Below are 13105 nucleotides of genomic sequence, written 5' to 3'. Positions count from 1 at the left end.
CCAGAGTGACAGGATAAACACTGTAAAAGAGCTCCCCTGCTCCGCCACGTCAGTGCGCGGGCCACTGCTGGCTTTTTGAGGGCGTTAATATGGCGATTCTGGTTACGGGCGGTGCAGGCTATATTGGTTCACATACGGTACTGGCATTACTCGAGCGGGGAGAAGAGGTCGTTGTCATTGATAACCTTTCAAATGCCTCGCAGGAGTCATTAATCCGGGTCGCAGAATTAACGGGCAAACGGCCAATAGTCTGTATTGCTGACATTCTGGATCGCGACTCTTTAAAAAGCCTTTTCACTCAACACAGCATCACCGACGTCATTCACTTCGCTGGCCTTAAATCGGTATCTGAATCTATTGCACATCCTCTCGCCTATTATGAAAATAATGTGGCCGGGACGATGGTGCTTCTACAGGAAATGCAGCAGGCGGGTGTCGCCAGCCTTATTTTCAGCTCCTCGGCCACGGTTTATGGCAATCCCGATACCGTTCCCTTAAGCGAAAAGTCCCCTACCGGCGGTACAACTAACCCATACGGCACTTCCAAGCTGATGGTGGAGCAGATTTTGCGAGATTTCGCGGCGGCGCAACCGCAATTCAGGATCACTTGCCTGCGCTATTTTAATCCGGTGGGGGCGCATCCTTCCGGACGCCTGGGAGAAGATCCAAACGGGATCCCCAATAATCTTGTACCCTATATTTCTCAGGTCGCTATCGGCAAGCTGCCGTGTCTGACCGTCTTTGGCGATGACTATCCCACGCCTGATGGAACGGGCATCCGTGATTATATTCATGTGATGGACCTGGCCCACGGCCACCTGGCGGCGTTGGATCATAAAGACGAAGGGGACGCTTTCAAGGTCATCAACCTCGGTACCGGCGTCGGTTATTCGGTGATTGACCTGATCAAAGCATTCGAAAAAGCGGCGCAGACCAGAATCAATTACCGCATCGTTGGCAGGCGATCCGGCGATGTGGCAGAGTGCTGGTCAGATTCATCGCTGGCGCGCCAGCTTCTCGGATGGCAGGCGACGCGCAATTTAGATGAAATGATGCGCGACGCCTGGAACTGGCAGAAGAACAACCCCGACGGCTACAACGCCTGACTACCGGCAGGGTAAACAGGGGCCATATGGCTCCTGTTAATTACTGATATTTCAGGTTGAGCCACCAGTCCCAGATCCCGACGTGAAAGTGCTGGAACAGGTCTATCCCCAGGGCTGATTTGATCATATAGAGCGTCAGCAGCACGCAACACAGCAGGAACAGCGTGGCAAACAGAATGAGAAAAGTGACCACGATACGCGACAGCTTTGACTCCGGGCGCGACCGCGTGCGGAGATCCCGCCCCAGTAAAAACACCATATAGAGGCGTTTGCCGAAGAAAGGGAAACTTTTACGGATATCGATCCGGTGCCGCGACGCCAGGGTGATCGAGACGATCGCGCTCTCGATCTCCTCTTTTTGCTCAGGCGTCAGCTGAGCGGTCACGTTCTTATCAAGCACTTCGTAAAAACGATCGATAACGATCGGGTTTCTGGGCTTACTGGTCAATTTTAACCTATTGATTTGTCTAATTTGTGGTAAATGGAGACGGTTTTCCTGGCGATTTCATCCCAGTTGTAACGCTTCAGAAAATCGCCGTAATCAACGCGGGGCAAATGCGCCTGGCTTGCCATTTTTGCTGCTAAATCAGCAACGTTTCCCAGCTTAAAACTGGTTTCATCCGGCAAACCGACCTCAAGGTTCGGCAGGATATCGCTCACCACCACTGGCAGGGAATAGGACATCGCCTCAAGTAGCGCAATGGGTAAACCCTCATGGTACGATGGCATCACAAAGAGCGACGCCTGAGAGAAGACAACCTGCAACGCCTCGCCCTTTAAAAACCCCGTCATCACCACGCCAGGCGTGTCAAACGCGAGCTGTTTCAAACGCAAACTGTATTCCGAGGGATGATCCGCATCTCCCACCAGCACCAGCGGCAGCGTCAGGCCTGACTGTTGGTATGCGGCGATGGCATCATGCATCCCCTTCTCTTCCACAAAGCGCCCGACCATCACGATATAGCGCTCGGGCTGCAGCTCGTAGCGCCCGAGGATCTTATCGATCGTCTCTTTATCCAGCGGGCCCGGCACGTTAACCCCGTTGTAGATCAGATGTGCATCATAACGGTGGTATTTCTGCTGGATCAGCTGGTTGATCACCTCGGAGATCACAATCACTTCGTGGGCATACTTCACCGCCACTTTCTCGCCGAGCATCAGGATTTTTTTCGCCATCTTGCCCCACTTCTGGCGATCGTAATCCGGCCCGTGATGGGTAAAGACCACGCGTTTACCCAGCAGGCGTAACAGCGGCACCACGAGACCCGGCCCGATGGCGTGAACATGAACAATATCGGATCGATCGACGAATGTCCTCAACGCAGCAATAACAGAGTGCACAATGGCCTCAAAACTGCGTTTTTTGGGCGCCCACAGCGCCAGGGTCTCCACGTTTTTGTAGCGTGAGCGCCGGTAGGGTACGTAGGGTGACCGGGCAATGACGCAAATCTCCACCTCATACTGCTGGCGGATAGCCGGGTAGAGATTCTGACAATGGGTTTCGACGCCGCCTAAGACATCCGGGATGCCGCGGGTACCCAACACCGTGATTTTTTTTGCCATGTTATCGCCCGTCGAGCAGCTCGCGGTAGAGCGCCTGCAACGTCTCCATGTGCTTACGCAGTGAGTATTTCTGGCAAAGTCTTTCGCGGCCTTTCTGCCCCATCTCCCGGGCCTGCTGCGGGTTTTCCGCGATCTCGTCCAGCGCATCGGCCAGATCCTGAGCGTTGCCAGGTTCAAACAGCAATCCTTCAATACCGTGTCGTATCTGCTCCGGGATGCCGCCAATTCGGGCCCCCACCACCGGGCGGGCGAACGACATCGCCTCCAGTACCGCCATGGAGCAGTTCTCATAACATTCAGAAGGCAGCACCACCGCCCGGGCATGTTTAATCAGCGCATCCAGCTCCGGCCCTTGCTGCACATAGCCGAGGAACTCCGCATGGGGGAAGGTTTTTACCATGTCGTCATACAGCGGCCCGTGGCCGACCACCTTTAACGGCATTTTATTCCGCATAAGCTGATGCGCCTGGGTCAGCGTCGGCACCCCTTTTTCACGGCTCAGGCGGCCAACGTAGAGCAGATAGCCTTCGTCCGGGCCCTCTTCCGGCTGCTGACTATCGTCAATACCGTTCACGATGACATCGATACGGGAGTCCGGCAGCGAGCGCCTCAGCTCGTTACGCAGAAATTCGCTCGGGGAGACAATCACGTCCAGCGCCTGATAATTTTGCGCGATGTACTGCCAGGTCGCTTCTAAGGACAGCAGCAAACTCTTCGCCGCCGAGCCCTCCTGGCAGCGATAGCGAAACGCATTAAACACGCTGCCCGTCACGCAGGCATCACACACCTTGCCGTCACGCAGCATAGAGTAGGAGGGACACATAATTTTATAGTCGTGAGCGGTTAGCACCGTCTTACAGCCGAAATCCCGGGCGACTTTAATCAGCGCAGGCGTCAACTGATGATAAATATTGTGGAAATGGACGATCTCCGGGCGCGTCTGTTGCAGCAGCGCTAGCATTTTTTTGCACGCCTCCCGGTTGTGAATAAAGCTGATGGCGGTTTTTGCTCCCGCCAGCAGGCCGCCCTCTTTGTGGTAATCCACATTAGTGACGAAGTAGTCCGCATAGTCAGAGGGAAAATTTTTCTCGTGCTGCATTGAGAAATCAATTACCTCCACCCCGGCCTCTTTCAGCATGTTACGTTCCTGAAAATAGACCGTTTCAGCTCCTCCTTTAATAAAGAAGAACTTATTCACCAGTAAGACTTTCATTACTCTACCTGCTCATGAATAACTTTATTGCCCGGTGGCACCCTGGGATCGCGAAGGGGGTGGAAAAGGCCTTTAACCAGCCCGGCAGAGAGCACCGCCAGATTAATCACGCTGTTGAGGCCGTTTTTTAATGAGCGGTTGCGAATGGTTTTCAGCAGGATGAAGGCCAGCAACGGCAGCAGCGCAATGTCGATCAGGCTGACGTCGAAAGTGAAGAACACAATCAGAACGATAAAGATGTAACTTGCGAAAATCACTTCGTTTTTCACCAGCATCAGCGCATCGCGAAACCAGGGCTTGCCCCATGCGCTGCGCAGCAGTTCTCCCGGCGCCTGATGAAACCCGCTTTTCCAGCGATAGCGCAGCATTTTAAAGGTCGGCATGGTGTAGGAGGTATGGCGGAAATAGGGCACGTTCAGGCGATGCAGTTTGTAGCCCGCGGTCAGCAGGCGAATGCCCAGCTCCGCCTCTTCATAGGCGTGCAGGCTGCGGTTGGTCAGATAACCGATGTCGGCAATCGCCGACAGGCGATACAGGCCGCCACCACCTAAATGGTCGCAGTCGCCCAGCGGATAGATCTTATTGATGCGCTGTTTGCGGGAGGTAAACTCATAGTTTGAGGCGTCGTCCATCTCCACCGTGCCGGCCACGCCAGCATAGCCAGGATTTTCCTGCAGAAACGCCACCGCCCGATCGATAAAGCCCGGCTCCAGCTCCATATCGCCATCCATCAGCAGAATGAACTCCCCTTCGCTGTGAAGGTAGCCCAGCTGATGCCCGACACCGCAACAGCGGTCTGCCGGTTCGGTTAACGACACCACCATCACCCCTTTATCGCTGGCCAGCTGCTGGGTGTTATCCGTAGAAAGACTGTCGGCAACGATAATTTTATGCGGATACTCAACGATCTGGCTGCGAATACTGTCGATGGTTTTCTCAATACACTCGGCTTCGTTAAACGTTTTAATACTTACGGTAATAAACGGTTTGTACATCAATAGAGCCCCGTATAACGGCGTACGGTCCGGCGGATAATCAAGCTGGAACCTAAAGATAAATAGAATAAGAATTGCAGCATTGGCACGATCATCAGTATCTGACTGTAGGGCAGACTAAGCAGACAGGCGATGGCAAAAACATTAAATGCCGGTGCAAAGCTCAGAAGCTGGAGATCTTGTTTATCAATTTGGTCAACGGATAACAGAGGTTCAGGCTGAACCACTTTCAGTATATAAACAAATAGCCCAATAAATATAAGCGTGCCCACCACGCCCACTTCCCAGAGCAGCATACTCATGGCGGTACTGTCGAGGATCAGGTTATAGACCTGATTCAGGAAACCTGGCGAGAGGAAGCTACCGCTGTTGGTGGCATTCAGCCCGTAGCCGAACAGCGTGCCCGGCAACCCCGACAGGTCGTTATGCTGGAGCCAGAACGTCAGGGTAGTAAAACGCCCGATCTCCCCGCCTGGCAAGATGAAATTCGGGTCGAAAATATAGCTGAGTGAACCAAAGAAAACCGTGAACGGGTTCTCCGACATATCGATGCCATAAGCGGCGGTATAGCTGTAGGCGAGAATGACAATGGCCAGCCCGATTAACAACACCATCGCCACCAGAATGGAGAGCAGCACGGCTAAATTCACCCGACTCGCCTCTTTGACCCAGGAGGGCATAAGCCACACCCAGCCCAGCAGCAACGGCGACAGCAGGATCACGAATTTCACTTCACCAATAATGCACATCACAAACCCCAGCGCGATATGCAACGCCATGTTTTTAAAGCTGGTCAGCCCATGCTTATACTCCGAGACCTTCAGCAGCATGATCAGCAGACAGAACAGCCCCATCGCCGCGGTGTTGCCGCCACCCATCGGGTCACCACCGAACGTCCCCACCACGGAGTCCCATTTTTCCTCTTCGCCGTGTAACGCCACGCGCTGCGGCACCACAAAGAGGAGCTGGTAGAACGCAACCGGGAACTGGATATAAAAAATCCAGTACAGGCCGCGCGTCACCTGATAGATCTGCGATTCCCGGCAGAAGCCCAGCAGAAGGCAGAGCATCACCAGCGAGAGCGCAATCTCATTCTTAAACCCGATAAGGGTAATCAGCGCCCCGCCCTGGAACAGGGTCGAAATCCCCGCCAGCACGATAAACGAGAGATAAAGCGTCAGAACAATCGCTTCCTGCGCATCCAGCCGCACGGGTTCATGGCGGGTTTGCAGCACGAGGAAACCGGCCATCAGCATCGTCATGAAGAAGGGGAGCCACAGCACCGCCAACTCACCGGTGAAGTACTGCACCAGCCCGATGAAGATGAGGGTCAGCAGGGTGAAGGTTTGTAAGTAATGTCCGGTATTAAGATTCATGATGCCACTGACCCGTTTTTCAGAATGTCGGCGCGCTTATTCACCTTCAGGTAGATGAAGGCGTAGCGAATGAACGTCAGAATCGAAAATAAGATGATGGAGGTCGCATAGTCATTGTAAAAATAGGGCACAACGAGGAACGCGATAACCACAATCGCCAGTTGTTCAAGCTGGATCCGCAGGAAGTAGCGGTGCGAGCCGAAAATCAGTTCAATCACCGTCAGCGGACAGACCGCCAGCGCCGGGAAGAGGTAGGGCAGCATATAGCGCGAGGTCGGCACGGAGGCGATCCACTCCTCGCTGAAGCCCAGATTCATCACAATCGGGTAGAAGATGAAGACCCCCAGCGTGCAGATCACCCCCAGCACCAACAGCAGCAGACGGACCTTCGTGTACTCTTCGTAGTTGAAGACGTTGTTTCTGAAATCTATCGACCATTTCGAGAAAATGGTGTTCCGCACCGCATTGCCGACAATCACCACCGGGGCCAGACAGAAGCGGCTCACCACCGAGAAATAGCCCGCCGTTAAGGCCGAGAACCAGAAGTTGATGAGCATAATCGGCAGGTTGTTGTTGGCCATCGCCAGCACTTCGGCACTGCCCACTTTGGTAATGTGGTGGATATTTTTTTTCAGGAACGCCAGGTTACTGGAGGGCCACAGGTGATGCAGGGTGACGGTGCGAATATCAAACGCCCGCAGAATGCAGGCGCTGGTCAGCGCCATCATCAGGATCGCCCACATCCAGTAAAACGCCATCACCTGGTGGGTGAGCAGCACGGAGACCACCACCACCACCGAGACGGAGATGCGTTGCACCACCAGAAAGCGAAAGTTTGCCGTACGCAGCGACAGGTTCTCGGCGACCAGCACCCAGGTATTCGAGAGCGTGAGCAGGTAAAGAAAGAGCATATTCTGATGAAACAGCCAGCCCGTCAGCACCGCATAAGGAATGGCGATGGTCAGGCTTTGCAGGAGACAAAACACCACATTCTGAGCCAGCTCGTCATCCTGTTGTCTGGGGATCAACAGCTGCGAGGCAAAGGTGCAGACCTGCGCCCCAATCAGGGCAATACTGTAGTTGAGCGCGTAGAGCCCCACTTCGCCAAGATCGTACTTATGCGAAATGAGCCAGATCGACAGGGCACCAATCAGCTGTGAAATAACTGATGACCCTGCGATCGTGGAGGCGCTCTTGAGAAGACTCATGCCCGGCCTGTGTTATTCATCAGTTCATGCGTATGGTAGTTAAGTGAACGTAGTCCCTCTTTACTCTCCAGATTTTTATCCACGACCTGGTTCAGCACGCCGCCGATAATCACATTGTGGTGGTGGGTCGCTTTCTCAATCGCCGGTCCAGTGGTGTCGACAGTGTTCAGACCCGCTTTGAGGACAAAGATCAGACCGTCCGTTACCTGGTTAACCAGCTGCACTTCCTGGCTCTGATTTACGGCGGCGACATCGACAATGATGCGCTGGTAGCGGCTACGCAGCGAATCAATCAGCGGTTTTAACCGTTCAGGCGACAGCAGCAGCAGCGCCGAGACCGGGGTATTGCCGCGCGGCAGGAAATCGAGATTATCGTTGATCTTCACCAGCACGTTGTCGGTCGCGTTGTCGCCGCGCAGCACTTCTGCCACGCCAGGCGCCTTCGGTGAGCCCAGCTCGCCCGACAGCCCGTCGCTGTTAAAGAAGTCCATATCGATAAGCAGCGTTTTCTGGTCGAAGCTGAAGGAGCTCGCCAGCAGATTCGCCAGCAGCGTCCGTCCCTCTCCACCCTCCGCCGACGTCACGGTAATCACCTGCAGCGGATGGCTGCTGAGCATGATCTGGGTGCGCATGCTGTGAATAACGTCCGCGTTCAACGGATCGCTCATCATCAGATCGCGGATTTTGCTGCGCCCACCCACCCCCTTAAAGCGACGGATCTCACCCAGCGGCATCAGATTCAGCCGTTTTTGCATCTGGCTCAGGCTGTTCACCGACTTGTCCGTGGCCGTTTTCACCATGATGTACATCACGTAGAAGAGCATCACCAGCAGCACAATCATCAGCATCAGCAGCGGCTTGTTCGGTTTAGCCGGCTGCGCTGCGGGCACGGCAGGATCGTAGATCTCCGCATCCGCATCGGAATAAGAGCCGGGTAGTGCCAGCTCCTGCGTGCGCTGATAGGCCATCTTGTACATCTCTTCGGTTTTATCCAGCGCCAGCTTGAGATCGTTGTAGCCGTCACGCTTCAGGGAGAGCTTCTGGAAGTTCGCTTTCTGCTCTTCCAGCTGCTTCTGGTAATTTTTTTCGTCCGCCAGCGCCGCCTCGTAGGTCTGGCGTATTCCTGCCTCCTGCTCCCTGAGCGTCATCGCCGTTTGCGCCTGAATGGCACTGATACGCGCCCGGGCCTGGATCACTTTGTCATGCTGGGGACCGTAGGATTTCTCCAGTTGGGAAAGCTCGCTGTTGGCCTGGATCAGGGCAATGCGTAGATCCTGGATCTGGGCGTGATTTGAGATAGATGGCAGCGAAATGACCTGCCCCCGCGAGCCACCGGAGCGGATTTCGTTATAAACAGACTCCGCCGCTACCCGGCGCTCGGTCGCGTTTGCCAGGCGGTTGGTGATAATGCCCATCTGCTCCGTTTCAAAGCCATCAACGCCACGGAAGGTTAGCAGCCCCTCTTTTGCCAGATAGCTATCCAGCGCACTCTTTTGCTGCACCATTTGCTGCTGGAGTTCCTGCAGCTTCTGCTGGTTATCTTCTCTCGCCTTCGCTGTTTTTTGCTGCTTGAGCGCAAGAGTGTAATTAATAAACGACTCCGCCACGCCATTGGCGATATCCGCCGCCAGCTGTGGCGAGGTGGATTCATAGGAGACGGTAGACAAATGGGTCGTACGCACGTTGCTGATCGTCAGATCCTTCTGCAGCGTTTTCAGGGCATGATCAACCCGCTGCTGTTCATTTGCAGGCGTTGCGCTACTGCCAGACCCCTCACCGTTAAACGCCGGGTTTTGATCGAGTTTTAGCGTGCGGATGGCTTGCTCAAGCACCACGCGCGATTGCATCAGCGCGTTTTGCGTTTCGTAGTACCCGTTACGGGTGGAGTCATAGCCTTCCACTTTCTGGAAAGGTGAAACATTGTCCGGCTGAGCTTTAATCAGTACCGTGGCAGTGGAAACATACTTCGATGACATCAAACTCATTAATGGCCAGGCAATCGCCCCGGCAATCACGCCGGAGAGAACGATTTTCCAGGAGTTCTTTTTAATTTCTCTGGCAAATCTGGCGATATCGATAGCGCTTTCTCGCTTTTTGCCATTTTCCACTATTGATAGTTTCATGGTCAGAAGAACCCTATGCCAATAATTACGAGATCGCCCGGGAGAACGGAGTGGGTAACATCAACATTTTCGAGTAACTCACCGGAGGATGATTGACGAATGCTGAGATCCGTACGGTCTGCCCGGTCGGTATAACCCCCCGCCAGCGCGATGGCTTTTTCCACGGTCATACCCGGCTCATAGGAATAGCCATTGGGGTTCTCAACTTCACCAGAGATATAGAACTTACGGAATTCGGCGATATTTACGGTCACCATGGGATTAAGCACAAAGCCATTACGCAGGCGTTGCGTAATCTCTGCATCGACCTGGCTTGCGGTTTTGCCCTTTAATTCCAGCTTGCCAATATAGGGGTAATTAATAGCCCCACTATTATCAAGTACTACTTTCATGGTCAGGTCAGGTTGACCGGCAACGTTAATGTTGACGATATCCCCGGAGCCCAGTAAATAATTTGCTGTATCGACCACACTATTGTCCTTTAACGTCGGCTGCGGTGATTTGCAGCCAGCAAAAAGGACACTGAGAAGTAAAAACGCGCACAGTTTCATTATTTTCATTTTAAATCTGAACCTTAGCTGTAAGCATAATCAAAGATTGATCGTAGCCCAACGTTTCAGTCACCACGCGATCGTCGTTAGGGCCGATGGTAAAGGTATCGGTATCTTTATTAGACTTAAGCGTATCTAGATGATATTCCACACCAAAGTTAATCGATGGTGTGAGGTCATAACCTACAATAAATGAAAACACGCCATTCTTATCGTGACGGTCCTTGTCCTGATCTTTGTAGTCTTCTGTAATGTATGCGTAATCAAGCAACGTCGTTAACCGGTTATTCATCCAAAAATGTTTGTATGAAACGCCGTACGCCGTGACTAAATTATATCCTCCCGCTTCGGAAGGGTCTTTAATACTTTGGGATGTTCTTAACGTAAAAAGTGACTGTTGGAGAGGTCGCCATTCACCCAGAATATCCCAGTTGATCCCGTTAAAATCCTTCGATCCAGGGTTATTTTCAAAGGTTTTATAAAGCCACGACACGTTCATATCAACGTTCGTTTTGCCCGTCAGCTGCGACTGAATGCCATAACGCAAATAGTATTCATTACTGTCTTTTTCTGACGCATGGCCATAGCGAAACTGGTTGGTAATAAAACTATAGCGAAAACGCGTCTTAGATGTGTATTGATCGAAAATTTCTGCGATCAGCGTATTTTCGTCCCACTCCTGTTCGCGAATATATTGTGCAAAGTCCTCATCCTTGCTTTCAACCTGGCCGGTATTGCCGAAGGTCCACTTGCGGTGTATCAACGCCAGGTCTGCTCTTCCACGGCCATCTGGCGCACCGTAACTATAGCGCAGCTCACCGTTGAACAAATTGGTGGTTAACGGTGACCTCACGCCAAATTGCCGGAACTGTTCGGGCAGGAAGCCTTCCGTCACGCCGCGCCCGCGCTCCTCATGGCCAAGAGAATCTTCCAGATTCAGGGTCAGGCCATGCATTAGCCCAAAACGCCAGTCGCCTTTAAAGCGGAAAAAGTGATCGTCATAATCATCCGCAGAATCGCTCGAGTAGTGGCGATAATCCCCGGAGTACATCAGCAGATACTTATCCTGACCTCGCTCCCCGTTCATGCTCAGGACCGGCTTGAGCCCCTGGAAGTCAGAGCCTTTTTCATCGCTGTCGTGAGGCTGGAAAGTCACGTTATCGTTGTGTCCATACTCCACCCCAACGTTGCTCTGAAAGTCGATGCCCGCCCAGCCGATATGTGATTTTGGCGTTAATTCTGCTAACGCGACCGGAGACGCTATCATCCCAGCGATAATAATAATTTTAGTATGCATTCTTACCGACAAATCCCTTAAAAATGGTTTTAATGATGATTTTTATATCTAACCAAAAGGACCAGTTCTGAATATATTCAATGTCGTACTGGACTCGCTTTTCCATTTTATATAGCGCATCAATTTCGCCACGATAGCCATTAATTTGCGCTAAACCTGTGATCCCAGGCTTTACTTTATGGCGAATCATGTAGTTTTCGACCTGCTTACGGTAAAGCTCGTTGTGCGCCACAGCATGAGGCCGCGGGCCGACAATCGACATATTTCCTTGAATAACATTGATGAACTGCGGCAGTTCATCCAGAGACGTCCGACGTAAGAATGCTCCAAAGCGCGTGACCCGGGGGTCATCTCGTGTCGCCTGTATCACCGTGTCGGTATTTTCCATGACTTTCATGGTCCGAAACTTCCAGACTTTGATCTTCTGCCCGCTCAGACCATAACGATCCTGTTTAAAGAAAACCGGGCCGCGCGAGGTGAGCTTGATGCCGATGGCAATGACGATCATTAACGAGATAATCATTACCATAATCGCGCTGCCCAGCACCAGATCTTCTGCGCGTTTAATAAACGAACCTCCGCCATCCAGCGGCGAAGTGAAAATACCGATCGTTTGTAAGTTATGGATAGAGCGTATCTGCGATGTATTGGTACTGTAAGCGTAAAAGTCTGGCACGATGTAGGTATTGACAGTGGTATCAGACATCATGGCTAAAAAATGGCGTATACGCTGCAGCGCCACCATCGGCAGGGCGATGTAGATTTCATCCACTCTGCCCGCTTTCGCCTCCTCTACCAGCTTGATCACCGGCCCGTTATAAGGACTGGTAATTCTTTTCGCCAGTTCACCCAGCCGCTCCGGGCCACGTTCATCATAGAAGGCCAGCTCCAGCTGCACGTCCGCATATTCCAGCCGCAGGGCCTTTTCCGCCGCCAGGCCGTTATCGGTGATACCGATAATCGCCACTCTGATACGTTTTTTAGTCGAGAGCTTAAAGATAATCAGCCGGCTCACGTAAAGAAAAGGGATCGGCGAGGCATACCAGAGCGGCATTGCCGGGATATTGCGCACATCAATAAAGCTCAGATAACCTAAAGAATATAATTTCGCGACTAAAAGGCGCACCATGCCGATAAACAGGATGGCCAGAAACGCCGTCAGAAGAAGACGCCGCTGGTTGCGTAATTTGTTGTTTTTAGGCCGATACAGATAACACTCTGTGTACTCACCAAACAGTAAAAACGAGATGGAGTACAACAAGCTGATCAAAATCACAGTGTCGAAAGACTCCATTTTCAACCACCAACCACTCAGCATCAAAATTAAATTAATTGAGAAGAAATCAATTAATTTAATGAATACTGAGTAACCTCCATGGATGATCTTCTGCGAATTTCTCAGCATGTCCTGACCTACTTATAATTAAGCATCGGTATTATTTTTTTGTGCTAATTGCACTAGTAAGCGTAATAAAAATAATAAAATGCTGTTTCGCGCAAGGATACGTTACCGAAAAGATTCAGCATCTCAGGGTCTGTCTGCATTCACAACTACATTGGTGTTGAACCCGGCATACACTTCTCTCATAGCGCTCAAAGCGTCGATTTTTTAGAGGCATCTGCTTGTATACAGCGTAAGCACTATTCAATCAAAGCGCCAATAAACTTTAGTC

At 52.1% G+C, this 13105-nt stretch carries 11 protein-coding genes; 1 reads left to right on the top strand and 10 read right to left on the bottom strand.

The window, feature by feature from the left end:
• Positions 1-89: 89 nt before the first annotated feature.
• Positions 90-1106, top strand: a complete 1017-nt coding sequence (gene galE / locus GNG29_RS01605; protein WP_103177926.1) for a UDP-glucose 4-epimerase GalE — start codon at positions 90-92, stop codon at positions 1104-1106.
• Between the two features lie 40 nt (positions 1107-1146).
• Here galE and GNG29_RS01600 read toward each other — a convergent pair whose 3' ends face one another.
• From GNG29_RS01600 to GNG29_RS01555, 10 genes are read right to left on the bottom strand one after another with little or no spacing between them, the layout of a single operon-like run.
• A complete protein-coding gene (locus GNG29_RS01600; RefSeq protein WP_103177925.1) occupies positions 1147-1554 on the bottom strand; it encodes a hypothetical protein in 408 nt (135 codons plus the stop codon).
• A gap of 2 nt (positions 1555-1556) precedes the next feature.
• Positions 1557-2669 carry a glycosyltransferase family 4 protein gene (locus GNG29_RS01595; protein WP_103177924.1) on the bottom strand — a complete coding sequence of 371 codons (1113 nt, stop codon included), beginning with the start codon at positions 2667-2669 and terminating at the stop codon, positions 1557-1559.
• Between the two features lies 1 nt (position 2670).
• Positions 2671-3882: a glycosyltransferase family 4 protein gene (locus GNG29_RS01590; protein WP_156653756.1), complete on the bottom strand. Its 1212-nt coding sequence runs from the start codon at positions 3880-3882 to the stop codon at positions 2671-2673.
• Positions 3882-4880 (bottom strand): glycosyltransferase family 2 protein, encoded by a 999-nt coding sequence (locus GNG29_RS01585; protein WP_103177922.1) that lies wholly within the window; start codon positions 4878-4880, stop codon positions 3882-3884. Before GNG29_RS01585 ends, GNG29_RS01590 begins: the two co-directional genes overlap by 1 nt.
• On the bottom strand, positions 4877-6253 hold the full coding sequence (locus tag GNG29_RS01580) for a capsular biosynthesis protein (protein WP_156653755.1): 1377 nt from the start codon (positions 6251-6253) through the stop codon (positions 4877-4879). The genes GNG29_RS01585 and GNG29_RS01580 overlap by 4 nt, the downstream gene beginning before the upstream one ends.
• The gene (locus tag GNG29_RS01575; RefSeq protein WP_103177920.1) at positions 6250-7461 is read right to left on the bottom strand and encodes a lipopolysaccharide biosynthesis protein; all 1212 of its coding nucleotides are present in this window, start codon (positions 7459-7461) and stop codon (positions 6250-6252) included. Before GNG29_RS01575 ends, GNG29_RS01580 begins: the two co-directional genes overlap by 4 nt.
• Entirely contained in the window at positions 7458-9584 is a 2127-nt protein-coding gene (locus GNG29_RS01570; protein WP_156653754.1) for a polysaccharide biosynthesis tyrosine autokinase, read from the bottom strand. The genes GNG29_RS01575 and GNG29_RS01570 overlap by 4 nt, the downstream gene beginning before the upstream one ends.
• A gap of 2 nt (positions 9585-9586) precedes the next feature.
• Positions 9587-10144: a polysaccharide biosynthesis/export family protein gene (locus GNG29_RS01565; protein WP_103825453.1), complete on the bottom strand. Its 558-nt coding sequence runs from the start codon at positions 10142-10144 to the stop codon at positions 9587-9589.
• Position 10145: 1 nt separating this feature from the next.
• Entirely contained in the window at positions 10146-11432 is a 1287-nt protein-coding gene (locus GNG29_RS01560; protein ID WP_156653753.1) for an outer membrane beta-barrel protein, read from the bottom strand.
• Positions 11422-12837 carry an undecaprenyl-phosphate glucose phosphotransferase gene (locus tag GNG29_RS01555; protein WP_103177916.1) on the bottom strand — a complete coding sequence of 472 codons (1416 nt, stop codon included), beginning with the start codon at positions 12835-12837 and terminating at the stop codon, positions 11422-11424. The genes GNG29_RS01560 and GNG29_RS01555 overlap by 11 nt, the downstream gene beginning before the upstream one ends.
• Positions 12838-13105: the final 268 nt, after the last annotated feature.

Source organism: Leclercia sp. Colony189, assembly GCF_009740165.1.
In the GTDB taxonomy this organism is placed as follows: domain Bacteria; phylum Pseudomonadota; class Gammaproteobacteria; order Enterobacterales; family Enterobacteriaceae; genus Enterobacter.
This window is presented reverse-complemented; position numbering and strand designations above follow the sequence as displayed.

Excerpts from the sequence above, each read along its gene's own strand:
- GNG29_RS01580 (WP_156653755.1), bottom strand. The coding sequence starts at position 6,253 with ATGAATCTTAATACCGGACATTACTTACAAACCTTCACCCTGCTGACC.
- galE (WP_103177926.1), top strand. The coding sequence starts at position 90 with ATGGCGATTCTGGTTACGGGCGGTGCAGGCTATATTGGTTCACATACG.
- GNG29_RS01570 (WP_156653754.1), bottom strand. The coding sequence starts at position 9,584 with ATGAAACTATCAATAGTGGAAAATGGCAAAAAGCGAGAAAGCGCTATC.
- GNG29_RS01555 (WP_103177916.1), bottom strand. The coding sequence starts at position 12,837 with ATGCTGAGAAATTCGCAGAAGATCATCCATGGAGGTTACTCAGTATTC.
- GNG29_RS01595 (WP_103177924.1), bottom strand. The coding sequence starts at position 2,669 with ATGGCAAAAAAAATCACGGTGTTGGGTACCCGCGGCATCCCGGATGTC.
- GNG29_RS01565 (WP_103825453.1), bottom strand. The coding sequence starts at position 10,144 with ATGAAAATAATGAAACTGTGCGCGTTTTTACTTCTCAGTGTCCTTTTT.
- GNG29_RS01590 (WP_156653756.1), bottom strand. The coding sequence starts at position 3,882 with ATGAAAGTCTTACTGGTGAATAAGTTCTTCTTTATTAAAGGAGGAGCT.
- GNG29_RS01575 (WP_103177920.1), bottom strand. The coding sequence starts at position 7,461 with ATGAGTCTTCTCAAGAGCGCCTCCACGATCGCAGGGTCATCAGTTATT.
- GNG29_RS01560 (WP_156653753.1), bottom strand. The coding sequence starts at position 11,432 with ATGCATACTAAAATTATTATTATCGCTGGGATGATAGCGTCTCCGGTC.